This is a genomic window from Xanthomonas hortorum, from assembly GCF_024339125.1.
Taxonomy (GTDB): Bacteria; Pseudomonadota; Gammaproteobacteria; order Xanthomonadales; family Xanthomonadaceae; genus Xanthomonas; species Xanthomonas hortorum.
Genome location: NZ_CP101417.1, coordinates 4,718,643 through 4,741,532 on the forward strand (window position 1 = coordinate 4,718,643; position 22,890 = coordinate 4,741,532).

Here is a 22,890-nt window from a genome sequence, read left to right on the forward strand (position 1 = left end):
ACTAGTTACCGAATAGTCTGTTGCGAAGCGCCACGGTCGTCTCATACACGGATCGATATTGCCCATCCGAGGGAGGCGTGACTATCACAGCGAGCACCGAAGGATTCACCGCGGCTTGCTGGGTCGCTGCGGTTTCGGAACTTGCTCCTCGCACCAGCAAGCCGACTTGCACAGTACCCACACGGCGCCAGCGCAATGCATTTTCAATCCCACCAAGGATGTCTGCCGTGTTCGTACTGCTGATGTAACCAGTGGGCGGGCCGGTCAAAGGCGCGCTGTCCTCGCCGTAAGCCAGCTGCAGCAATTCCACGCCTTCAACCATTTCTTCCGATGTCCTGGTCAGGCTGACAGCTCCTGGCGCCGAGGTCCACCTTGCACGATAAAGCGAAGGCGTATTGGTCTGAGCATTCAGTGCAACATAATAGGCAACCGACTCGGCGCGAAAAAGCGACGCATTGCCAGGGCGGAATGCAAGCGCGCCATCGTACTTACCGAGAAATGCCAGGTCGGTCTTGTTCAAACCATTTTTTGTTACGCTCATCCCAGTGGCGGTTGGCGCCGCACTTGCCTGAAAGACCGTTGCGCCCTTGCAGTCTGCGATCGCGTAGAGTCCCGCACCTTCGGTGGCGACCTTTGTACTGCCTGCAGCCGACTCGTCGGGATACGAAATCGATGGATTGCTGGCAGGTGCAAATCCGGTAACCATCTCCTCGATCGGAGAAAAGGTACGCAGCACGATGATATCGCTTCCTTTGATCGGACTAAGGCCCGCTAGTTCGTCGGGTAGCTTCGGGCTCCAGTCACCAGCCAGCCCCGCAACTGGAGTTGCAGGCAAGGTCAACGCGTCGCCCGGGTCCGTTCCGGTTGCTTCGAATCCCTGTATCGATACATCAAATCGCAACGGGAACGGCAGGTTGGCGACAGTGTTTTTATTGCGATCGTCAGCCGATAGAAACAACGAGCGAATGTTTCCACCGGTTGGATTGCCGCTGGCATCGGCACTCAACAACACTTGGTCGTTGACGCAACCGGCATGACCAGCCATGCGTATATCCCGCGTGAGAAAGTCCATCGCAAAACGCGCGTTTTCTTGATTCCGCGCGATTCCCTGAGACAGTTGATACGCCGTTCGCGATGCCGCAAACACCTGAATTACACCAATCAGGAGAATGGAACTGATCAGTAGCGCTATCATCAATTCGATCAGAGAAAGACCTGCGACCGCGGCCGTATGCCGGTAGCCTGCGTTGTTCTTCATAAGCGGCTCGTCACGCTGAGGGCAGTTACTTGCTTGGCAACATCGGTTTCCCAGTGCTGGTCACCCCATCGAACGGTGACGGTGACTTCTCCGTTCGCTTGCAGGCTCACTTGCGCCTTGCCGTCAGGAAGCGCCTTGACGACATCGCATCTCCAGCGCTCCATCAACTTGGTCGGCGAGCTTTCGACCGGCCTTTCGCAGGCGGCCCCAGTCACAGCGTCAAAACTGCCGTAGGTGATCGCCGTGTAGTAACCGACCATGCTGCGCTGCGAGCGCATCAAATCGATCACCTCGTACGCGAGGTTGCTGGCGATCGTTCGTTGCTGAGCACTTTTGGTAAAACGCACGTTTGTCGTCTGCAGAAGCGCGAAGCCCAACAGTCCAACGCCAAGAATTAAAAGTGCAATCAGCACCTCCAAGAGGGAGAAGCCCGATACTTGGCGAGAGGAGAATACTCGTCTATTACGCTTGATCATGGGCAGTTGCTCTTCGTGACACGCACGTTGCCGGTGCTGGTAACGGTCAAGGTTCGTACCACTGGTTGGCCAGCAGGGCACTTCGTCGGACGCAGACTTATAACTTGATCTGCGCCAGCAACGCGTCGCGCCCTGGAGTCGAACGCGACGGCCGTAACGCCGGGGGCACTGACGGTCATATTTGGGTTGACCTTGGCATAACGTAAGACTGTCTCGCCTGAGTCATAGGCGCCGTTTGCGTTGGCATCCGCCCAGGAGATCCAGCCATTGGACCATTGACCGCTACAGGTCAGCCCATCCGAACTCGGACAGATACCACCACCTCGGGTACTACGGATTGCCTCGCTTCGGGCCAGCGCAAGCGAAGCAACCAGCTCGTTGGCGGTTGTGGCTGCCTGGTTGGATCGAATAACGCCTTGAAACGACGGCAGCGCAATGACTGCCAGGACAGCCACTACCGAGATCGTGACGAGAAGTTCCACAAGAGTGAAACCACGGGCACGCGAGTCATTCATCCATACGCTCCCCAGCGTTGATGGATGTAGAGTGGAAGACGTTCGGTATGGCCGCAACCGTTCACTGACAAACGGCAGGAACCGACCGACGAACGTCATCGCAGACGCTGAGGCTCGCACCTTCAGGCAGACGACTGTCCTACCGCCTGCATGTCTGGGACCCAAGATTCTCTTCGTAAAACGACCTGCTCCACTGCCCCACATGCCAGCAGGCAGATGATTTTAGCAATTGCGCGGGAATTTAGGCTGGCCTCGCCCGTGCCAAGCGAGGCCAGCAGTCATCTCAAGTCACCACCCGATAACAAGGCCGATAATCCCCAGAGATCTTCATCCGCCGCTGCTCGACAAACCCGCGCAGGAGCTCATCCAGTGCCTGCATGATGTCCGGGTCGCCGTGGATCTCGAAGGGGCCGAACTCTTCGATGCGACGCATGCCGTCTTCCTTGACGTTGCCGGCGACGATGCCGGAGAAGGCGCGGCGCAGGTCCGCGGCCAATGCGGGTGCGGGGCGGCCGTGGTGCAGGTCGAGGGCGGCCATGGCCTCGTGGCTGGGTTCGAACGGTTGCTGGTATTCGAGCGGGATGTGCACCGACCAGTTGAAGTAGTACGAGTCCTTCTGGTCCTTGCGGTGCGCGCGCACCTCATGGATGCCTTCGGCCATGCGACGCGCCACCGCGACCGGGTCGCCGACGATGATCTCGTAGCGGGACGCGACAGCTTCGCCCAGGGTGAGGCGGATGAAGCGGTCGATCTGCTCGAAATACGGCGCGGCGATGGTCGGGCCGGTCAGGATCAGCGGGAACGGCAAAGCGACGTTCTCTTCGCGCAACAGGATGCCGAGCAGATAAAGGATTTCCTCCGCCGTGCCGACGCCACCGGGGAACACTAGGATGCCGTGGCCGATACGGACGAAAGCCTCCAGGCGTTTCTCGATGTCCGGCATGATCACCAGGTGGTTGACGATCGGGTTCGGCGATTCGGCGGCGATGATGCCTGGCTCGGTGACGCCGATGTAGCGGGTGTGGTGCTTGCGCTGTTTGGCGTGGGCGATGGTGGCACCCTTCATCGGCCCCTTCATCGCGCCCGGGCCACAGCCGGTACAGATGTCCAGGCCGCGCAAGCCGAGCTCGTAGCCCACCTGCTTGGTATAGAGATATTCGTCGCGCGAGATGGAATGGCCACCCCAGCACACGACCAGATTTGGGTCGGACGGCTGCAGGATGCGTGCGTTGCGCAGCTGGCCGAACACTGCGTTGGTGATGCCTTCGCTGGTATCGAGATCGGCGCGCTGCGCTTCGAGCTCGATCGCCATGTAGGCCAGATCACGCACGACGGCGAACAGCAGCTCAGCCACACCTCGAATGATCTCGCCATCGACAAACGCCATCGCTGGCGCATTGCTCAGATCGATGCGGATGCCGCGATCCTGCTGGTTCACCTGGATATCAAAATCCGGATACAGGTCGCGCGCGGCGCGCGGGTCGTCCGACGCGCTGCCGCTGGTGAGCACGGCCAGCGCACAACGGCGCAACAGCTCGTGCATGCCGCCACTGGAGGCATCGCGCAAGCGCGCCACTTCTGCCTTGGACAACACATCCAGACCGCCACGCGGATAGATCCGCGCATCCACCACCGGCAGCGCCCGTGCTGCCGTACTGCTGAGTTCCATAGCTTGCTCCTGTCGTATCTCCGGAACTTTAGCGTACTCACCCGCCCAAAAGAAAACGGCCGGGAGAACCCGGCCGTTTTTGCAGACTTCGACACTCTAGCCAGCTTTAGAACTGGTAGCGGAAGCCCAACTGCAGCGCCCAACGGGAGATGCCCTTGTCGTCGTAGACGGTGGACAAGTCCGGTTCGTTGAAGCGGTAGACATATTTGCCGGTTGCAGCATCGATACCGCCGTACTCAACAACGCCCTTGAAGCCTGGGAACCCGTACTCGTCGACGCGACCCCACTTCTTATTGAGCAGGTTGCCCACGTTCATGACATCGACCCAGATCTGCGCCTTGTTGCCATCGAAGAAGCCAGGCAGTTCCTGCTCGAGATGCAGATCGAACTGATTCACCCAGGAGTTGCGAACGGCATTACGACCGGCCAACTGTCCCTGGTGCGAAGACAGATACTTGTCGTTGTTGACGTAGCTCCAGAAGGCATTCTCTTCAGCCGCACTTCCGAACAGCACATCGCCACGGCCATTCGGAATGTAGAGCAGGTCATTGGCGCGGCCATCACCATTGGCATCGTTATCGAACGTATAGCTATACGGACGACCGCTACGCCCCTGATAAATTAGACCAAGCTTGGTGGCGTAGTCACCGAAGAAGTTGTGCTTCCACTGTAGTGTACCGAGGATGCTGTCCTTGATCTCGTAAGCGGAAGTAGCGTTGACCTCTTCATTCGCCTGGAAGGTCGCTACATTCAACAGCTGCGAGCCCGACGTAGAGCTAGTCAGGCCGCTCACTTCCTTCGCGTTCGAGTACGTGTAAGCCAGGCTCCACGACCAGTCGCTGTCGTTGAAAGGTTTATTCAAACCGACGGTGAAGCTCTGCGTACCGCCCTGGTCTGTTGGACGCGCAATGATTGCATCGTTGAAGCCCTGATTGCTGTTGGCACGTGTCAGCGCGTTGCCAGTGAAGCGGCCCAAGCTATCCCAGCTCGCACGGTTGCGACCAACTGCGTTCCAGTAGATCTGACGACCATCCTGACCAACCGCAGTCGGGGCACCAAGATTGAGTTGCTGGTAGTAGATAGCCTCATTGACCTTAGTAACCACGCCTTCCAACGAACCGATAATGCCGTACCACGGCAATTCGGTATCGAATGCCAAGTTGGCTTTCCACACCGATGGCTGCCCAAGACCCTTGTCAACAAAGTCGACCGATTGGGTCGCTCCGCCGGTACCGGTGGGCTGGTTGTTAATATCCGGAGTGAAGCGAATACCGCCAGTGGCAATCTCGTTCGCGTTGCGGAAATTGTAGTCCGTATAAGCCAGACCGGTGTTGGAGAATGGATTGGACAGCCACACAGATGCGGCAGCACCCTGGAACAGACCAACACCACCACGTAACTGGGTGGGACGCTCGGCATCGAACGTGTAATTGAAGCCAAAGCGCGGCTGCCAAAGATCGTTACCATCGAGCGTGGCGTCGTTACGCACGCCGAAGGCGTTGAACGCGGCTTGATTGAACTGCGGGCTGTCCGGAACCATCTGTTTGTCGTAGCGCAGGCCGAAAGTCAACGTCAGGTTGTTGTTGACTGCCCAGGTATCCTGAACAAACAGGCCGAGGTTGCGCAGGCCCCATTTGGCTGCGATGTCATCAATATTGCCGGTGTTCGAAGACGAATACCGGTAAGACACAGGACGATTGGCGCGGTAAGCAGCGATCGAATCAAAGTTGTAGGAACCGAAAACGCGCGGACCAAACAGGTTAAAAATATCGTTGTCTTCGTAGTCGAAGCCGAACTTCACCGTGTGATCGTTGAGGAACAAGTTGCCAGCGAAAAAAGCGTTCCATGTTTCAGTGCGCAACTCGTTGGCCTGAGTATTTGCTTCGGTACCGAGGTTCACCGAGTTTGCGCCCGCGCGAACATTGATGGCCGGCAGCTGCGACGCTGCAGTACGCACAGCCGAGTAGTCGCGATAAGACACCTTGGCCTCTGTGGAGAAGGTCTCGGTCCAGTCGCTGAATAACTGAGCGGTATAGGTCTCCAACTCAAAATCGCGAGCGTAATGGAACGAGTTCAGAGCCAAAGAACTGGTGCTGAAACCATTGAGATTAGCGGTACTCTGCTCGGACTTGCCGTAACGAAACGAGCCACGGTGCTTGTCGCTGATGTTCCAGTCGAGCTTGAAGCCCTTTTCCTCGGAGTCGGAATCCAATGCAGGCAACGTCAAGGTTCCGGGATCAAAACCGTACACATTGCGCGAAATATCAGCGATCTCGTCGACCTGCGCCTGGGTGATGTTTACCGTATTGCTTGCGCCAGAACCTGTCGGGCCAAAGCCGCTGTTACCTGTGAAAACACCTTTGCCCTTGTACTTTTCGTAGTTTGCGAAAAAGAACAGCTTGTCCTTGACGATCGGACCACCCAGGGTCAGACCGTAGGTCGACTCGCGATCAAATAGCTGCGGACGGATGTCGTTCTGATTCTTGCCAGACCAATCGTTCTCGCGATAGGTGCCATAGACCGAACCGTGGAATTCGTTGGTGCCCGACTTAGTGACCGCATTGATCACGCCACCGGTGCCGCCACTGATCGTGACGTCGTAATTGGCCACGTCCACTGAGATTTCATCGATGACGTCCATCGAGAACGGCTGGCGCGGAGTCGGCAGGCTGTTGGATTCCAGGCCGAACGCATCGTTGGTGCTGATGCCGTCAACGCGAATCGCGTTGTAGCGCGGATTCTGGCCGGCGATGGAGATTTCGTTGCGCGCCTTATCGGTCTGCGCGACGCGCGGATCCAGACGCACATAGTCCTGCAGGTTGCGGTTGATCGACGGCAGCGACTCGATTTCTTCGCGGGTCACGTTGGTGCCGGTGCCCATCTTGTTGGCGCTGAAGATCGCCGAACCGTAGTTGCCGGCGATCGCCTGCACGGTGCCCAGCGTGGCCAGATCTCCGCCCAGGGCTGCATCGACCTGATTGACCTTATCCAGGTTCAAGTACACGCCTTCACGCGTGGTATTGCCCGCGCCGGAAGCGGTGATGGTGATGGTGTACGGCCCACCCACACGCAGGCCGCGCGCGTTGTAGCGTCCGCTGGCATCGGTGGTGGCGCGGCTGACGGTGCCCGATTCGACGTGGGTGATCGTCACTTCGGCATTCGGCACCGGTTGACCAGCGCTGCTGGTGACCACACCGGCGACGCCGGCAGAGGTGCTCTGGGCAAATACGGGAGCAGCGGCAAGTGCGGCAACAAGGCCAAGCGTCAGCTTGGACATGCGAAGACAACGGGGGTGGGTCATTTCGGTAGCCTCGATACAGGTTGGGCAGTGACAAAAAGGCGCAGTCAGCCCAACCGTTCCCGGGGATGGGCTGCCGATGATCTGGGGTCCCTCGCCGCGCGGCTGGTTGCTGCCGCAACGGTTAACAACAGATTAACACGCTAAGGCCTGATTGTGACGGCGGCGTGACAAACTTCGCGCAGTGCAACATGAACTTCGCATGTGAAGGCGCAAACGCCATATTGTGCAAAGTCGCAGAGGGAGCGAGACGTGGGTCTCGAATGAAGCGCGCACGTGATTCGATGCGTGCGATGTCGGATGAGCGCCGCTTTACGCATCGGATGCGATGTGAAGCCGTCTACCAGGTTGATGCGGAGTCATGCCACGGCGCAGACCGCTCATCGCTAAGCCTGCAGCCGAGCCGGGCCGAATGAGCAACATCCCAGATCAAGCTGCACGCAACTCCCGGAGTGGGGGACAGCTAGTACATCGGATCAATCTTGCGCTTGGGCTCCAGTCAACCGCCGGCCGCACCAACTTTATCCACGCACGCCTAGTGCCCTGCCCCAGCTCGCCCTAAATCGACACCGGCAACTTGAAGTAAGTGCCCAAGCCGTCCAAGAACATTTGCACCGAAATGGCCACCAGCAGCATGCCCATCAGTCGCTCGATCGCGGTCAGTGCACGATGACCGAGCAGTTTGTACAACAGCGGGGCCGAGGCCAGGATCGTGGATGCACCGACCCAGGCAATCATCAGCGCCAGGCTCCAATCCCATAACCGGGTCGGTTCGTTGCTGCCCATCAGCATCACCGCAGCCATGCCGGACGGGCCGGCCACCAGCGGGATGGCCAGCGGCACGATGAAGGGTTCGCCATCGGGGATCTCGCCCATCAGGCCTTCCGGGCGCGGGAAGATCATGCGGATGCCGATCAGGAACAGCACGATGCCGCCGGCGATGGCCACCGATTCCTGACGCAGATGCATCAACTCCAGCGCGTACTTGCCGCCCCACAAAAATGCCATCAGCACAAACAAGGCGATCAGCAACTCGCGCGCGAGCACGAAGCGCTGGCGCTTCGGCGGCAGCGGCTTGAGTACGCTGAGAAACACCGGGATGTTGCCCAGCGGGTCGAGAATCAGGAACAGCAGCAAGGCTGCCGACAAGATGGTCATACGGAAGGACTCCAGATCGCACCACGGTGCGCAGCGCCCGCCATGGACAGCAATGTGACGCAGGCGGACGCATAGCGCACGGGGTCGACCGCTTCGCTATCTTCCTGATGGGTGAAAGCACGTGCGCGCAAGGCAGTGCGCATCGGCCCGGGCTGCAGGCCGCTGATACGCACCGGGCCGGCGGCGGTTTCGTGGTGCAGGCTGGCGAGCAGGCCACGCTGTGCATGCTGGGCAGCGCCATAGGCACCCCAATACGCCTGGCCAACGCGTGCAGGGTCATCGACGACGAAGACCACCGCCGCATCGCCTTGCTGCCGCAACAGCGGCAGGCAGGCCTGGGTCAACCAGACGCGCGCGGTGAGATTGATATGGAGGTTGCGTGCGAAGTCCGCAGGCGCCACGAGCTCGGCCGGAGTCAAGCCGGCGAAGTCGGCGGCGCAATGCAGCAGGCCATGCAGCCCCCCCAGCTCGGACTGCAGCCGTTGCGCAAGTGCGATGTAATCGTCTGGCGTAGCGCCGGCCAGATCCAGCGGATACAGCAACGGCTCCGGACCGAGCTTGGCAACCGTATCGTAAACGCGCTCCAGCGGGCGCAGCTTGCGACCGAGCAGCACCACGGTCGCACCGGTAGATGCGCAGGCCTGTGCAGCGGCAGCGCCCAGGCCGCCGGCGGCACCGGTAATCAGCACCACGCGCTCAGCCAGCGCAGCCGCCTCGGGCTGGCCCTGCAACGCACTCACGGCTGATAGGCCTCACTGACGATGCGCTTGAGCTCGCCGGCTTCGAACAGTTCCAGCGTGATGTCGCAGCCACCGATCAGCTCGCCGTGGATAAACAATTGCGGGAAGGTCGGCCAGTTGGAATAGCGCGGCAGATTTGCGCGCACTTCGGGTTCTTCCAGCACGTTGACTGTGCGCAGCTGGTTGGCGCCGGCAGCGACCAATGCCTGCACTGCGCGACTGGAAAACCCGCACATCGGGAACTGCGGGGTGCCTTTCATGAACAACACGATCGGGTGTTGTTCGACTTCGGCCTGGATCCGTTCCATCACCGGCATTGGACTCTCCTGACTGGGAGCGGCAGGCCCGACCGCCGGGTCGGATAGACTTCCGCAAAGGCGCGCATTGTAAGCCTTCAGCGCGACCTGTCGCCGCACTCCCTTCGCTGCCCTTGCCATCATGCCGATCGAACACGCTGCACTGCCCTACTCCCGCGCCGCTCTGGAGCCGCATCTCTCATCCGCAACATTGGAGGCGCACCACGGCGTCTGTCATCGCAGCGAGGTCGAACGGCTCAATGCGCGCATCGAAGGCAGCGAGTTCGCCGAGCTGACGCTGGAAGAGATCATCGCGCAGGCGCAAGGCACGCTGTTTCATCTGGCCGCGCAGGTCTGGAACCACAATTTCTATTGGCAATGCCTGCGCCCACGCGGCGGCGGCGAGCCACTGGGCCGGCTGGCCGACAGCATCGCTACATCGTTCGGCGACTTTGCGCACTTCAGGCAGGAATTCAACCGTGTTGCGCTGGGTACGTTCGGCTCGGGCTGGGTGTGGCTGGTGCAGCGCCCAGACGGCGCCTTGGCGGTCGTTGCCACGCCGAATGCGTCCACGCCGCTGACCGGGCCGGACACGCCACTGCTCGTCTGCGACCTGTGGGAACACGCGTACTACCTGGACTATCAGCAGGATCGCGCGCACTACCTGGACGCGTTCTGGAAGCTGATCAACTGGGAGTTTGTGGCTAGCCGGTTGGGCTAGGGAACCTCTGAACAACGCACCACAGATACGCGACACTACCCGCCTCATGTTGAGGAGTGATCCATGCAACTGACGTTCGGTGACGCTGAGGGCCTGGGCAAGCGCAAGCAGACCCGGCGGGAGATCTTTCTGGCCGAGATGGAGCAGGTGGTTCCGTGGCAGCAACTGCTCGGTCTGATCGCGCCGCACTATCCGGTATCGGGCCGGCCAGGTCGGCAGCCGTACGCACTGGCGACGATGTTGCGGATTCATCTGCTGCAGCAGTGGTATGCGCTGAGCGATCCGGCGATGGAAGAAGCACTGCACGAGATCCCGACCTTGCGGCGGTTTGCCCAGCTCGGTGGCTTGGACAACGTTCCGGACGAGACCACGATTCTCAACTTTCGGCGCCTGCTGGAGACCCATGGCCTTGCCGCGCGGATGCTGGAAGCGGTCAACGCGCATCTGGCGCGCAAGGGCCAGAGCCTGCGGTCGGGCACGATCGTCGATGCGACGCTGATCGCGGCGCCCAGTTCGACCAAGAATGCCGACAACGCGCGCGACCCTGAGATGCATCAGACCAAGAAGGGCAATCAGTGGTATTTCGGGATGAAGGCGCACATCGGCGTGGATGAATTTTCCGGGTTGGTGCACCACGTCCATTGCACAGCCGCCAACGTCGCCGATGTCACGGTGATGCACACGTTGCTGCATGGCAAAGAAGACAGCGTGTTCGGCGATAGCGGCTACACCGGTGCGGACAAACGCGAAGAACTGCAGGCCTGCAAGGCTGCATTCTTCATCGCCGCCAGGCCCTCGACGATGCAAGCCCTCGGCAACAAACGCGAGCGTGCTCGGGAAAGACGTTGGGAACACTTCAAGGCCAGCGTGCGCGCGAAGGTGGAGCATCCATTCCGGGTGATCAAGCGCCAGTTCGGCTACACCAAGGTCCGCTATCGCGGCCTGGCCAAGAACACCGCGCAGGTGCTGACCTTGTTTGCGCTATCGAACCTGTGGATGAAGCGAAAGCAGTTACTGCCGACGATGGGGAACGTGCGCCTGTAACCCGGGCAACACCCTGCAAACGCGCCGGAAACGGCAAAAAAATCGAGGATCTGAGCGCCGTCAGCCTGGTCGATGTGGTTAGGCTCATCCTCCGATGCCGTTGATCAGACCATCCCTAGCCATGCAGTTGGGCTCAGCGGTGAGTAGTTGTGGTCGCGGTGAATAGATCGATCGACTGCTGCAGAGCCGCGCGTGGCGGCTATTGATCTGCGCGACAAGGTTATCGAGCTGCGCGACAAGGCTTAAGTACGAGTCGCGCGTTTTGCCGCTACTTTGCCGCGCCACTGCTAATACGCCTTGAAGATCACGCTTCACTCAAGCGTGCAACCACCGGCCCAACCTGCGTCTCACGCTGCAAGGCACTGCCCGCATTGACCAATGCGCGCGCAAGCAGCAACGGCGTATCGGCGCGTAGCGTTGCATGGCCGACTTTGCGACCTGCACGCGATTGCTTGCCGTAGTCGTGCCAGTGCCCGCCGGGCACTGCCAGAAACGCAGCAGCGTCCGGCATCGCACCCAGCCAGTTGAGCATGCAGGCGTGCCCGCGCATCGCAGTGCTGCCGAGCGGCAAACCAAGCACGGCACGCACATGATTTTCGAATTGCGAGGTCTCTGCGCCTTCAATGGTCCAATGGCCGGAGTTGTGCACGCGCGGCGCCATCTCGTTGGCGAGCAGCTCGCCATCGCGCACAAACAGTTCCAGCGCAAACACGCCCACATAGTCCAGGCGCTCGGCGATCGCGCGCGCATGCGCCTCGGCTGCCGCCTGCAACTCGGCACCCACAGTTGCAGGCGCAAGACTGGCCGACAGCACGCCGTCCACATGCCAGTTTTCGGTCAGCGGCCAGGCGCGGAACTCGCCATCGCGGCCGCGCACCGCCACCACGCTGACTTCGCGCTGGAACGGCACGAAGGCTTCCACGATCAGCCCGACGTTCGCCGCCTGCGCGCCGAGCGCGTCCCATGCGGCATCGGCATCGGCCGGCGTCCTGATGCGGAACTGGCCCTTGCCGTCGTAGCCGAAGCGGCGCGTCTTGAGCACACAGGGCGTACCGATGCGCACCAATGCGGCATCAAGTCCCGCACGGTCGTCGATCGCGGCGAACTCGGGCACCGGAATGCCAAGCTCGCGGAACAAGGTTTTTTCGCTGAGCCGGTCCTGCGCCACCGCCAATGCGGCAGCACTGGGAAACACCGGCACCTGCGCGGCCAACTGCTGCGCGCTGGCGGCCGGCACGTTTTCGAAATCGAAAGTGATCACGTCTACTTGCGCGGCGAATGCGGCAAGCGCAGCGGTCTCGTCGAATGCGCCGACCTGCAGCGGTGCCACCTGCCCTGCACAGGCATCTGCTGCCGGGTCGAACACCGCAAAGCGCAGCCCCAACGGCGCGCCGGCCAACACCAGCATGCGCGCCAGTTGGCCGCCACCCAGAATACCAACCGTGGTCATTGGCGCGGGTCGTCGCTGGCTATCACATCGTCGGTCTGCTTGGCACGAAACTGCGCCAATGCCAGTCCGATCTGCGCCTGCTCGGGTGCCAGCATCGCTGCGGCGAACAACGCCGCATTGGCGGCACCGGCATTGCCGATGGCAAACGTGGCAACCGGAATCCCGGCCGGCATCTGCACGATGGACAACAATGAATCCATGCCGTTGAGCGCTTTGGACTGCACCGGCACACCCAGCACCGGCACCGCCGTCTTGGCCGCCAACATGCCCGGCAAGTGCGCCGCGCCACCGGCACCAGCGATGATCGCGCGCAGGCCGCGTTCGCCCGCCTGCTCGGCATAGGTGAACAACACATCGGGGGTGCGATGCGCCGAGACCACCTTGACTTCGTAAGGCACGCCCAACGCATCGAGCTTTTGAGCTGCGTGTTGCATGGTTTCCCAATCCGAACGGGAGCCCATCACGATGCCGACCAGCGGCGCGGAGTGGTTGGAGGTCATGGCCCTGCCCTGCGGTAAAGACGTATTCTAGCCAATCTCCACGCAAGACAAGACTTCGATGGATCGCAAACTGCTCGACCTGCTGTGCTCGCCCGACACCCGCCAACCGCTTTCGCTGCTCGACGGCAAGGGCCTGGAGGCACTCAACACCGCCATCGCCGGCGGAAACCTGCAGCGTGCCGACGGCACCGTGCAGGCACAGCCGCTGCGCGAGGCGCTGATCACCCGCGACCGCAAGCAGATCTTCCGCGTCGACGACGGCATTCCGGTGCTGCTGGCTGAGGAAGCCATCGGCACTGCGCAGATCGCCGACTTCCCCGAAAAGTGAGTTCTTCCGCGCGCACGATCGTGCCGGAGGCGCCACCCGCCGCGCTGGTGGATGCCGATGTGGCACGCGCGCTGGCCGAGGACATCGGCACCGGCGATGTCACCGCCGCGCTGTTGCCCGATCAGGCCGACAGCGCGTATCTGCTGTGCAAGCAGGATGCGGTGATCGCCGGCCGCCCCTGGTTCGACGCCACGCATCGTGCGCTCGACCCGCAGGTGCGCATCGATTGGCACGTGCACGAAGGCCAGCACGTGCGTGCCGGCACCGTGCTGGCCCTCCTGCATGGCCGCAGCCGCAGCCTGGTCAGCGCTGAACGCACCTCGCTCAATTTCATGCAGACGCTCTCGGCTACCGCGACCACCACTGCTGCGTATGTCGCTGCGGTAGCCGGCACCGGCACGCGCATTCTGGACACCCGCAAAACGCTACCGGGGCTGCGCGCCGCGCAGAAATACGCGGTGCGCTGCGGCGGTGGCGACAATCACCGCATCGGCTTGTTCGATACGGTGATGCTCAAGGAAAACCATATCCGCGCCGCCGGCTCGTTGAGCGCCGCCGTGCATGCCGCACGTGCGCAGCAACCGCAGTTGCCGCTGGTGGCCGAAGTGGAAACGCTGGAGCAACTCCGCGAAGCATTGCAGGTGGGCTGCACGCGCATCCTGATCGACGACTTCGACCCGGCAATGCGCCGCGAAGCCGTGCGTATCGTTGCCGCCCTGCCACTGGGACAACGCATTCCGATCGAAGTGTCAGGCAGCGTGGATCTGGCCGGCATTGCCGCGATTGCCAACGATGGCGTGGACTGCATTTCCATCGGCGGCCTCACCAAGCACGTGCAGGCGGTGGATCTGTCGCTCAAACTCGGCCCGCCCCCACACTAGATTTCACGTGTGCCCGCAGGCAGCTCTGTCAGCCTGCTGCGATTGTTCAGTACTGGATCTGCGATGACTGTAAAACCTTGGCCGTGGATCTGCGTGTTGCTGGCAGGATGGGGCGGCAGCGCGGCTGCTGCGGAAGTGTGCGACATGCCGCCACGGTTCGGCACCAGCCCGGCAGCGATCGCCATCGTGCGCAGCGCCTGCAACGAACACCGCTTGTGGCAACACCCCTTCATCGATACCAAAGGTCGCCTGGCCAGTCTTGGCGTGACCGAAGCCGAATCGGGCTATCTCGCCGACCATGGCGTGGTCGCATGGCAACGCGTCGCAGGCTACTGGCGCGACAGCGGTACGCTGGCATCGATGGGCGGTCGCCCAGGCGCATCCAATTGCGCAGCGCTGGATGGCACGCGCTATACCGCCAGCGAGTGCCGCGCCTTTGTGGTCGACAATCCCTGGTCGGCGGCTTTCATCTCATGGGTGATGACGCAAGCCGGCTTGAGCGGCTTCCATCGCTCCGCGCGCCATCTGGATTACATCCGCAGCGCCTATAACGACGGCGCCAGCGGCCCGTATCGGTTCACCGACCCTGCAGTGGAAAAACCCGCCCCTGGCGATATGCTCTGCCTGCTGCGCGGGCGCAGTGTGTCGCTCGGCTATGCAGGCCTCAAGGCCGCGCTTGGCGGTAGCACACCGATGCCGTGGCAATCGCATTGCGATGTGGTGATAGCTGCCAACGTCGGTGGCGACCGCACGCTGTATCTGATCGGCGGCAATGTGTTCAACACGGTGATGATGCGCAAGATGCCGCTGGATCGCGCTGGCCGCGTGGTGTTGCCGACGCCGCAGTCCGACACGGCTCAGGACCAGAACGAAGACAGCCTGGGCATCGCCAGCGAATGCACGCCAGCGCACGAAGAACTGTGCGATTTCAATCGACGCGACTGGGCTGCCTTGTTGAAGCTGCGTCCTGATGCGGTAATGACCGCGCCACCACCGAGTGAGCCATTGCCGGCGCCTTCCGTTTTGCCCGCAGATCAACCGATGCCGCCGGGTTTTCCGCGTGTTGTACCACCGCGTCCCGAAGCGCAACCTGCGCCGACGCAGCAGCCTGGGTAAGAAGGATCAGAGCCCCTCTCCCTGCGGGAGATGGGTTGGGGTGAGGGTACGTGGCGAAGCCCTTATGTCGTTTCAACCGCACTAGGCTTCGCCCGCACCCTCATCCGGCGCTACGCGCCACCTTCTCCCGATGGGAGAAGGAATCAAAGCCCCTCTCCTGCGGGAGAGGGGTTGGGGTGAGGGTACGTGGCGAAGCCCTCGCGTCGCTCCAACTGCACAAGGCTTCGCACGTACCCTCATCCGCCCCTGCGGGGCACCTTCTCCCGGAGGGAGAAGGAACGTGTTGCTATCGCAGACAACAAAAAAGCGGGCCGAAGCCCGCTTTTTCGTCACGCATCACTCAAGTGATGCATCAAACAGCAGCGATTACTCAGCCGAAGCCGGCACGCCCTCGCCTTCTTCCACTGCCTTGATCGACAGACGGATGCGGCCCTGCTTGTCCACTTCCAGCACCTTGACGCGGACCAGATCACCTTCCTTCAGCTTGTCGCCGACCTTCTCCACGCGCTCGCTGGAAATCTGCGAGACGTGCACCAGGCCGTCCTTGCCCGGCAGGATGGTGACGAACGCACCGAAGTCCATGATCTTGGCGACCTTGCCTTCGTAGATGCGGCCCGGCTCCACGTCCGAGGTGATCTGCTCGATGCGCGACTTCGCAGCTTGCGCGGCAATCGCATTCACCGAGGCGATGATGATCGTGCCATCGTCCTGGATGTCGATCTGGGTACCGGTTTCCTTAGTGATCGCCTGGATGGTCGAGCCACCCTTGCCGATCACTTCGCGGATCTTGTCCGGGTGGATCTTGATGGTCAGCAGACGCGGCGCGTAGTCGCTCAGCTCCAGACGCGGGGTGGTCAGCGCCTTGGACATCTCGCCCAGGATGTACAGACGGCCAGCCTTGGCCTGCTGCAATGCCTGCTTCATGATCTCTTCGGTGATGCCTTCGATCTTGATGTCCATCTGCAGCGCGGACACGCCTTCGGCAGTACCGGCCACCTTGAAGTCCATGTCGCCCAGGTGATCTTCGTCACCCAGGATGTCGGACAGCACCACGAAGCGGTCGTCTTCCTTCACCAGGCCCATGGCGATACCCGCCACCGGTGCCTTGACCGGCACGCCGGCGTCCATCAGCGCCAGCGAGCTGCCGCACACCGACGCCATCGACGAAGAACCGTTGGACTCGGTGATTTCCGAGACGACGCGGATGGTGTACGGGAATTCTTCCAGGCTCGGCATCACCGCGAGCACGCCGCGCTTGGCCAGACGGCCGTGACCGATTTCGCGACGCTTCGGCGCACCGAAACGACCACACTCGCCCACCGAGTACGGAGGGAAGTTGTAATGGAACAGGAAGTTTTCCTTGTACTCGCCGCTGACCGCGTCGATCACCTGGCCGTCGCGGGCAGTGCCCAGCGTGGTGACCACGATCGCCTGGGTCTCGCCGCGGGTGAACAGCGCCGAGCCATGCGTACGCGGCAGGATGCCGGCCTGCACCGAGATCGGACGCACCGTATCCAGTGCACGGCCGTCGATACGCACCTTGGTCTCCAGGACCGAGTCGCGCATGGTGTGGTATTCCAGCTCGCCGAATTCCTTCGACAGCTCGGCACTGCTCCAACTTTCCGAAGCAACCCGGCCGGCCAGCGACTCGAGCACGTCCTTCTTGATCGCGGAGATCGCGTCGCGACGCTGCAGCTTGTCGCGCACCTGGAAGGCGCCGGACAGCTGCGCGCCGACCGCTTCCTTCAGTGCATTGATCAGCGCGGTGTTCTTGGCAGGCGCAACCCAGGTGCTGGGCTTGGTGCCGGCTTCGACGGTCAGCTCGTTGATGACGTTGATGACCTTCTGCAGCTCGCGATGGCCGAAGGTGACCGCGCCCAGCATCACTTCTTCAGACAGCAGCGCCGCTTCCGACTCCACCATCAGCACCGCATTGGCGGTACCGGCAACCACCAGCTCCAGCTGCGAATCCTTCAGCTCGGAGATGGTCGGGTTGAGGATGTACTCACCGTTCTTGTAGCCCACCTTGGCGGCGCCGATCGGGCCGTTGAAGGGGGTACCGGCCAGCGACAGTGCGGCCGATGCGCCGATCAGCGCGGCGATATCGCCGTCGATGTCCGGGTTCATCGACATCACCGTGGCGATGATCTGTACTTCGTTCTTGTAGTCCTCCGGGAACAGCGGACGGATCGGACGGTCGATCAGGCGCGAGATCAGCGTTTCCTTCTCGGTCGCACGTCCTTCGCGCTTGAAGAAGCCGCCCGGGATGCGGCCGCCGGCATAGAACTTCTCCTGATAATCAACCGTCAGGGGGAAGAAGTCCTGCCCTTCGCGCGCACTCTTCGCGGCGACGGCGGTGACCAGCAGTACGGTGTCGTCGAACTTGACGATGACGGCGCCGCCTGCCTGGCGAGCGATTTCGCCCGTCTCCAGGGTGACGGTGTGCTTGCCGTACTGGAAGGTTTTGGTGATTTTTGCCACGGAGGTTTTTTCCTTAGGTGTTGCTGTCTTCGTTGGACCGTCGTCGACCCATGCCGAGAACGGGCGGCCGGGAGGCTCCGGCCCATGAATTACTTGGTGCAAATAACGGAATGCGAACGACCAAAACAAAACCGCGGCGCATCGCTGCACCGCGGTGGTAGGACTCGATTAGCGGCGCAGGCCGAGCTTTTCGATCAGCGACTTGTAACGCTCGCTGTCCTTCTTCTTCAAGTAGTCGAGCAGGCTGCGGCGACGGTTGACCATCTGCAGCAGACCACGACGGCTGTGGTGATCTTTCTTGTGGGTCTTGAAGTGACCGCTCAGCAGCTCGATGCGGGCGGTCAGCAGAGCGACCTGCACTTCCGGGGAGCCGGTGTCCTGGGCGCTGCGCTTGTTGTCTTCAATAACTTTCTGGGTATCGACGGACATGTGTTTTCTCGATAGATGCGTGGTCGACAGGAACGTGCAGGACGCACCGCCGGACTCGCCGTTTGCTTGGGATGAGCGCGCTTGGCACTGGAGGTGCCCCGAACGGGGCCGCGAAATTGTAACGTCGTGCGAGCCCGGGGACAAGTTGACTAAAACTTAACAAGCCTGGGCTTCGTTCAGTCCATTGAACAACCGCTGGGGCGACAACCGCCCTTCCATGTCCACCAGGCCTAGGCCTAGGGGGATTCCGTCCGGTCCGAACACGGCCACCTGGCCATCCGGAAATGCGGCATCGCGCAAGCGCTGGCCCATGCGGAAACGGGCCGTGTGTGCCTGGTCCAGGGTGATCCGCGCAAAATCGGCCAATCCGGCCCGGATCGGCAGCAACAATTCCTGCGCATCGGTACCGGCGTCCAGCGCCGCAGACAGCGCTTCCAGCGTGATCATCTGCGGGGTGCGGAACGGCTCGACCCAGAGCCGACGCAACGAGGCGATATGCGCGCCGCACCCAAGCACCTCGCCCAGATCGCGCGCCAGGCTGCGGATATACGTGCCCGAACCGCAGGTCACACGCAGTTGCAGGCGTGGCGCGGCATATCCGATCAGTTCGATCGCGTGCACATCGACTTCGCGCACCGGTGCCTCGATGATCTCGCCGCGGCGTGCCTTGGCATACAGCGGCTCGCCGCCCTGCTTGAGTGCCGAGTAGATTGGTGCCTGCTGGGCGATACGGCCCATAAATGGCGCCAGCGCCGCACGCAAGGCGTCTTCACTCAACTCGGGCACCGCACGCTCACGCAGCGGTTCGCCATCGGCATCGTCGGTATCGGTGGTGACGCCCAGCACGACCTCGGCGTCATAGGCCTTGGCCGAACCAAGCAACACGCCGGCGATCTTGGTGGCCTCGCCCAGACACAACGGCAACAAGCCGGTGGCCAGCGGATCCAGGCTGCCGGTGTGGCCGCCCTTTTCGGCGCGCAGCAAACGGCGTGCGGACTGCAATGCGGTGTTGGAGCTGACTCCAGCCGGCTTGTCGAGCAACAGGATGCCGTGCAACGGGCGATAGACGATGCGGGGTTTCAAAAGATCAGTGCTCGAATCAGGCGCCATGCGCGCCCGTTGAAATCAGGGCCGCGTAGAAAGAGGCGGCCGTCCCAGACAGCGCTCAGCGCTGCTCGGCGTCTTCGTCGCTGGAGGCGGCCTCGGGGCCGATGTCGTCCAGGTCACGCAGCAGATTGTCGATGCGTTCGCCGCGATCGACCGAATCGTCGTAATGAAAGTGCAGCTCGGGCACGTGGCGCAGCTTCATCGCACGCGCCAACTGCGTGCGCAGCTGACCGGCGATTTCCTTGAGCCCCTTGACCGCTTCGACCGAGCGCTCCTGCTGCAGCGCGGTGACGAACACCTTGGCATGTGCAAGGTCGCGGGTGACTTCGACATCGGACACACTGACTGACGGCAGGCCGTGATCGCGCACGGCCGCGTGCACGATCGTGCCGAGGTCGCGACGCACCTGCGCCGAGACGCGGTCGGTGCGATGGAATGATTTGGTTGGCATGGTCGTGGACCTGGTTGATTCGGAGGGCCAGATGGCACCGAAGCCAAAAACGAACGTGGGCGGCCATGCCGCCCTCGCCTTGCAAAACGTGCTGTCCAAAAATCGGGCGTTACCGACTCCAGCTTGCCGACGCCGGAGCCCGCAGGCCCCGGTCGCCATAACAGCCGCAGCCGTTACAGCGTACGCGCGACTTCGATACGCTCGAAGCACTCGATCTGATCGCCGGCCTTGACGTCGTTGTATGCCTTCACACCGATACCGCACTCGGTACCGTTGCGCACTTCCTCGACGTTCTCCTTGAAGCGACGCAGCGATTCCAGCTCGCCTTCGAACACCACGACGCTGTCGCGGAGCACGCGGATCGGCTTGCTGCGCTTCACCACGCCTTCGATGATCATGCAGCCTGCAACCGCGCCGAACTTGGAGCTGCGGAACACGTCGCGGACCTGCGCGATACCGATGATCTCTTCGCGGATTTCCACGCCGAGCAGACCGGAGGCGACCTGCTTCACCTGATCGATCACGTCATAGATGATCGAGAAGTAACGCAGATCCACGCCGTTGGATTCGACGATCTTGCGTGCCGATGCATCCGCACGCACGTTGAAGCCGATCATCGTCGCCTTGGAAGCAGCGGCCGAATTGGCATCGGACTCGGTGATACCGCCGACTCCGGAGTGGATCACGTTGATGCGGATGTCGTCGTTGGACAACGCCACCAGCGACTGCTTGAGCGCTTCCACAGAACCCTGCACGTCGGCCTTGATCACCAGGTTCAACACCTGCTGGCCTTCGCCCTTGCCCATCTGCGCCAGGATGTCTTCCATGCGGTTGGTTGCCGAGGCCACCAGACGCGACTCGCGACGCTTTGTTTCGCGCTGCTGCGCCACGTCCTTGGCCAGACGCTCGTCGTCGACGACCACGAAGTCGTCGCCGGCTTCCGGCACGCCGGACAAGCCGAGCACCTGCACCGGGATCGACGGGCCCGCCGAGGTCGGCTGATGACCGGTCTCGTCGAACAACGCGCGCACACGGCCGTACTGGATGCCGCAGACCAGGTAATCGCCCTTCTTCAGCGCGCCCTGCTGCACCAGCACCGTGGCGACCGGGCCGCGGCCCTTGTCCAGCGACGACTCGATGACGGTACCGCTGGCGCGGCCTTCCGACAGCGCCTTCAGTTCCAGCACTTCGGCCTGCAGCGAGATCGCATCCAGCAGCGTGTCCACGCCGGTACCGAGCTTGGCCGACACTTCGATAAACTGGGTGTCGCCGCCGAAGTCTTCGGCCACCACGTTTTCGGCCAGCAATTCGTTCTTGACCCGCAGCGGATCCGCGCCGGCCTTGTCGATCTTGTTCACCGCCACGATCAACGGAACGCCCGCCGCCCTGGCATGCGCCACCGCTTCCTTGGTCTGCGGCATCACGCCGTCATCGGCAGCGACGACCAGCACCACGATATCGGTGATCTTGGCGCCACGTGCACGCATCGAGGTAAACGCGGCATGGCCGGGCGTATCCAGGAAGCTGATGACGCCACGACCGGTTTCGACGTGATACGCACCGATGTGCTGGGTGATGCCACCGGCTTCGCCCGAGGCGATCTTGGTGCGACGGATGTAATCCAGCAGCGAGGTCTTGCCGTGATCGACGTGACCCATGATGGTCACCACCGGCGGACGCTGCACGGCATCGCCTTCGGCACCTTCGGCATGCGCCAGCAGCGCATCCTCGAAGTCGGCATTGTCGGCGCGCGTGGCCTTGTGGCCGAGTTCTTCGGTCACCAGCGAGGCGGTATCGTGGTCGATGCTCTGGGTGATGGTCGCCATGACGCCCATCTTGAACAACGCCTTGACCACATCGCCGCCCTTGAGCGCGAGCTTCTGCGCCAGATCGGCCACAGTGATCGTTTCGCCGATCGCCACTTCACGCACCACCGGTGCGGTCGGACGCTCGAACCCGTGCGGGCCGCTGTTGCCCTGGTTGCCGCCCCGCCCGCTGTCGTTGCCACGGCGCGAAGAAGACGAACCCGGACGACCGGTCGGCTTGCTACGTACATTGGAACGACGCGCGCGATCGGCAGCGGACAGATGCAACTGCCCGGCAAAGCGCTTGGTCGCATCGTCGTCTTCGACGCCGGCCACCATGACGTGCGAACCGCGCGTCTTGTGCTTGGCCGCATTATTGCGATCGTCCGGACGTGCCGGCGTGGCCGGACGCGAGGCGGGCGATGCGCCAGCCGGACGGGCCGGACGCGGTGCAGAAGACGGCGACGACGGCGCACGTGCTGCAGGAGCGGAAGACGGCGTAGGCGCGGCAGCAACCGGCGCCGGCGCACTGGCAGCCGCAGCGGCTTCCTCGGCAGCCTTGCGCTCGGCTTCGATACGGTCCTTCGCGGCCTGCTCTTCATCGCGCTTGCGCTGAATCGCTTCGTCGCGCACGCGGTCGCTTTCGGCAAGCGCCTGCTGCTCGTCGAGATTGCGCTGACGCGAGGCGGCGAGCTTGGCCAGGATGTCAGCGCGCTCTTCGTCCGGCGTCATCGGCGCGGCACGGCCGCTGCCTTCATTTTCGGACTTCACGTAGGTGCGCTTCTGCCGCACTTCCACGTTGACCGTGGTCTTGGTGCGGCCGGCGCTGACCGTGACTTCCTGCAGCTTGCGCCGATTGAGCGTGATCTTCTTGGCTGCTTCGGTTGCCGCTTCGGCAGGCGTCTCGGCCTTGCCATGCGTGCGACGCAGGAAGCCAAGCAGTTTCATCTTCTCGGTGCTGGTCACGACTTGGTCGGGACCGCTGAACTTCATTCCGGCCTCGGCCAGTTGAACCAGCAGTTTATCGACCGGCGTATTGACCAGTTCGGCAAGCTTGCGGATGGTGGTTTGCTGCGACATTCGGATCCTATGATCTGGTTGGCGCCCCCTCGCCCAGAGCAAGGGAAGCGCTGATTCTAAGCCCTGATGGGGTCAGGGCGCGGTTCA

20 protein-coding genes are annotated in these 22,890 nt (G+C 62.1%); 5 read left to right on the forward strand and 15 right to left on the reverse strand.

The window, feature by feature from the left end:
* Nucleotide 1: 1 nt before the first annotated feature.
* The 8 genes from NMB96_RS20195 to grxD all read right to left on the reverse strand — a co-directional run bounded on the left by NMB96_RS20195 (nucleotide 2) and on the right by grxD (nucleotide 9,431).
* Nucleotides 2–1,258 carry a PilW family protein gene (locus tag NMB96_RS20195; protein ID WP_023904436.1) on the reverse strand — a complete coding sequence of 419 codons (1,257 nt, stop codon included), beginning with the start codon at nucleotides 1,256–1,258 and terminating at the stop codon, nucleotides 2–4.
* A complete protein-coding gene (gene pilV / locus NMB96_RS20200; RefSeq protein WP_023904437.1) occupies nucleotides 1,255–1,734 on the reverse strand; it encodes a type IV pilus modification protein PilV in 480 nt (159 codons plus the stop codon). Before pilV ends, NMB96_RS20195 begins: the two co-directional genes overlap by 4 nt.
* Nucleotides 1,731–2,453, reverse strand: coding sequence for a GspH/FimT family pseudopilin (locus NMB96_RS20205; protein ID WP_318768393.1), 723 nt, complete (start codon nucleotides 2,451–2,453; stop codon nucleotides 1,731–1,733). Before NMB96_RS20205 ends, pilV begins: the two co-directional genes overlap by 4 nt.
* A 79-nt stretch (nucleotides 2,454–2,532) precedes the next feature.
* Nucleotides 2,533–3,918, reverse strand: a complete 1,386-nt coding sequence (ppnN, locus tag NMB96_RS20210; RefSeq protein WP_023904438.1) for a nucleotide 5'-monophosphate nucleosidase PpnN — start codon at nucleotides 3,916–3,918, stop codon at nucleotides 2,533–2,535.
* Between the two features lie 106 nt (nucleotides 3,919–4,024).
* Nucleotides 4,025–7,219 carry a TonB-dependent receptor gene (locus tag NMB96_RS20215; RefSeq protein WP_255085504.1) on the reverse strand — a complete coding sequence of 1,065 codons (3,195 nt, stop codon included), beginning with the start codon at nucleotides 7,217–7,219 and terminating at the stop codon, nucleotides 4,025–4,027.
* Nucleotides 7,220–7,774: 555 nt separating this feature from the next.
* A complete protein-coding gene (locus NMB96_RS20220) occupies nucleotides 7,775–8,374 on the reverse strand; it encodes a YhgN family NAAT transporter (RefSeq protein WP_115040429.1) in 600 nt (199 codons plus the stop codon).
* A complete protein-coding gene (locus NMB96_RS20225; RefSeq protein ID WP_023904440.1) occupies nucleotides 8,371–9,114 on the reverse strand; it encodes an SDR family NAD(P)-dependent oxidoreductase in 744 nt (247 codons plus the stop codon). Before NMB96_RS20225 ends, NMB96_RS20220 begins: the two co-directional genes overlap by 4 nt.
* A complete protein-coding gene (grxD, locus tag NMB96_RS20230; protein WP_023904441.1) occupies nucleotides 9,111–9,431 on the reverse strand; it encodes a Grx4 family monothiol glutaredoxin in 321 nt (106 codons plus the stop codon). Before grxD ends, NMB96_RS20225 begins: the two co-directional genes overlap by 4 nt.
* Before the next feature lie 121 nt (nucleotides 9,432–9,552).
* Here grxD and NMB96_RS20235 point away from each other — a divergent pair, with 121 nt between their 5' ends.
* Together NMB96_RS20235 and NMB96_RS20240 are read left to right on the forward strand one after the other, a co-directional pair.
* Entirely contained in the window at nucleotides 9,553–10,131 is a 579-nt protein-coding gene (locus tag NMB96_RS20235; protein ID WP_074057144.1) for a superoxide dismutase, read from the forward strand.
* Nucleotides 10,132–10,194: 63 nt separating this feature from the next.
* Nucleotides 10,195–11,175: an IS5 family transposase gene (locus NMB96_RS20240; RefSeq protein ID WP_183086593.1), complete on the forward strand. Its 981-nt coding sequence runs from the start codon at nucleotides 10,195–10,197 to the stop codon at nucleotides 11,173–11,175.
* A gap of 304 nt (nucleotides 11,176–11,479) precedes the next feature.
* Here NMB96_RS20240 and NMB96_RS20245 read toward each other — a convergent pair whose 3' ends face one another.
* Nucleotides 11,480–12,625: a 5-(carboxyamino)imidazole ribonucleotide synthase gene (locus NMB96_RS20245; RefSeq protein ID WP_255085505.1), complete on the reverse strand. Its 1,146-nt coding sequence runs from the start codon at nucleotides 12,623–12,625 to the stop codon at nucleotides 11,480–11,482.
* Nucleotides 12,622–13,125 (reverse strand): 5-(carboxyamino)imidazole ribonucleotide mutase, encoded by a 504-nt coding sequence (gene purE, locus NMB96_RS20250; RefSeq protein WP_023904444.1) that lies wholly within the window; start codon nucleotides 13,123–13,125, stop codon nucleotides 12,622–12,624. Before purE ends, NMB96_RS20245 begins: the two co-directional genes overlap by 4 nt.
* 58 nt (nucleotides 13,126–13,183) lie before the next feature.
* Between purE and NMB96_RS20255 the strand changes: the two genes are divergently transcribed.
* The 3 genes from NMB96_RS20255 (at nucleotide 13,184) to NMB96_RS20265 (ending at nucleotide 15,450) form a co-directional block, all read left to right on the forward strand.
* Complete coding sequence (locus NMB96_RS20255; protein ID WP_023904445.1) at nucleotides 13,184–13,453, forward strand: Trm112 family protein; 270 nt, start codon at nucleotides 13,184–13,186, stop codon at nucleotides 13,451–13,453.
* Complete coding sequence (nadC, locus tag NMB96_RS20260) at nucleotides 13,450–14,334, forward strand: carboxylating nicotinate-nucleotide diphosphorylase (protein WP_043889303.1); 885 nt, start codon at nucleotides 13,450–13,452, stop codon at nucleotides 14,332–14,334. The genes NMB96_RS20255 and nadC overlap by 4 nt, the downstream gene beginning before the upstream one ends.
* Nucleotides 14,335–14,397: 63 nt before the next feature.
* Nucleotides 14,398–15,450, forward strand: a complete 1,053-nt coding sequence (locus tag NMB96_RS20265; protein ID WP_043889304.1) for a DUF2272 domain-containing protein — start codon at nucleotides 14,398–14,400, stop codon at nucleotides 15,448–15,450.
* Nucleotides 15,451–15,816: 366 nt separating this feature from the next.
* Here NMB96_RS20265 and pnp read toward each other — a convergent pair whose 3' ends face one another.
* From pnp to infB, 5 genes are all read right to left on the reverse strand, one after another.
* The gene (pnp, locus tag NMB96_RS20270; RefSeq protein ID WP_023904448.1) at nucleotides 15,817–17,931 is read right to left on the reverse strand and encodes a polyribonucleotide nucleotidyltransferase; all 2,115 of its coding nucleotides are present in this window, start codon (nucleotides 17,929–17,931) and stop codon (nucleotides 15,817–15,819) included.
* Nucleotides 17,932–18,099: 168 nt separating this feature from the next.
* On the reverse strand, nucleotides 18,100–18,360 hold the full coding sequence (gene rpsO, locus NMB96_RS20275; protein WP_006450548.1) for a 30S ribosomal protein S15: 261 nt from the start codon (nucleotides 18,358–18,360) through the stop codon (nucleotides 18,100–18,102).
* Between the two features lie 156 nt (nucleotides 18,361–18,516).
* A complete protein-coding gene (gene truB / locus NMB96_RS20280; protein WP_043889305.1) occupies nucleotides 18,517–19,443 on the reverse strand; it encodes a tRNA pseudouridine(55) synthase TruB in 927 nt (308 codons plus the stop codon).
* Nucleotides 19,444–19,525: 82 nt separating this feature from the next.
* Nucleotides 19,526–19,918, reverse strand: a complete 393-nt coding sequence (rbfA, locus tag NMB96_RS20285; RefSeq protein WP_006450550.1) for a 30S ribosome-binding factor RbfA — start codon at nucleotides 19,916–19,918, stop codon at nucleotides 19,526–19,528.
* Nucleotides 19,919–20,091: 173 nt separating this feature from the next.
* Entirely contained in the window at nucleotides 20,092–22,803 is a 2,712-nt protein-coding gene (gene infB, locus NMB96_RS20290) for a translation initiation factor IF-2 (protein WP_043889306.1), read from the reverse strand.
* Between the last annotated feature and the right edge of the window lie 87 nt (nucleotides 22,804–22,890).

Bases quoted from the DNA above. Each gene is read 5' to 3' on its own strand.
- grxD (WP_023904441.1), bottom strand. From the start codon at position 9,431: ATGCCGGTGATGGAACGGATCCAGGCCGAAGTCGAACAACACCCGATC.
- NMB96_RS20255 (WP_023904445.1), top strand. From the start codon at position 13,184: ATGGATCGCAAACTGCTCGACCTGCTGTGCTCGCCCGACACCCGCCAA.
- NMB96_RS20235 (WP_074057144.1), top strand. From the start codon at position 9,553: ATGCCGATCGAACACGCTGCACTGCCCTACTCCCGCGCCGCTCTGGAG.
- NMB96_RS20245 (WP_255085505.1), bottom strand. From the start codon at position 12,625: ATGACCACGGTTGGTATTCTGGGTGGCGGCCAACTGGCGCGCATGCTG.
- rpsO (WP_006450548.1), bottom strand. From the start codon at position 18,360: ATGTCCGTCGATACCCAGAAAGTTATTGAAGACAACAAGCGCAGCGCC.
- NMB96_RS20220 (WP_115040429.1), bottom strand. From the start codon at position 8,374: ATGACCATCTTGTCGGCAGCCTTGCTGCTGTTCCTGATTCTCGACCCG.
- NMB96_RS20265 (WP_043889304.1), top strand. From the start codon at position 14,398: ATGACTGTAAAACCTTGGCCGTGGATCTGCGTGTTGCTGGCAGGATGG.
- NMB96_RS20215 (WP_255085504.1), bottom strand. From the start codon at position 7,219: ATGACCCACCCCCGTTGTCTTCGCATGTCCAAGCTGACGCTTGGCCTT.
- NMB96_RS20205 (WP_318768393.1), bottom strand. From the start codon at position 2,453: ATGTGGGGCAGTGGAGCAGGTCGTTTTACGAAGAGAATCTTGGGTCCC.
- pilV (WP_023904437.1), bottom strand. From the start codon at position 1,734: ATGATCAAGCGTAATAGACGAGTATTCTCCTCTCGCCAAGTATCGGGC.
- NMB96_RS20195 (WP_023904436.1), bottom strand. From the start codon at position 1,258: ATGAAGAACAACGCAGGCTACCGGCATACGGCCGCGGTCGCAGGTCTT.
- NMB96_RS20240 (WP_183086593.1), top strand. From the start codon at position 10,195: ATGCAACTGACGTTCGGTGACGCTGAGGGCCTGGGCAAGCGCAAGCAG.
- ppnN (WP_023904438.1), bottom strand. From the start codon at position 3,918: ATGGAACTCAGCAGTACGGCAGCACGGGCGCTGCCGGTGGTGGATGCG.
- rbfA (WP_006450550.1), bottom strand. From the start codon at position 19,918: ATGCCAACCAAATCATTCCATCGCACCGACCGCGTCTCGGCGCAGGTG.
- infB (WP_043889306.1), bottom strand. From the start codon at position 22,803: ATGTCGCAGCAAACCACCATCCGCAAGCTTGCCGAACTGGTCAATACG.
- purE (WP_023904444.1), bottom strand. From the start codon at position 13,125: ATGACCTCCAACCACTCCGCGCCGCTGGTCGGCATCGTGATGGGCTCC.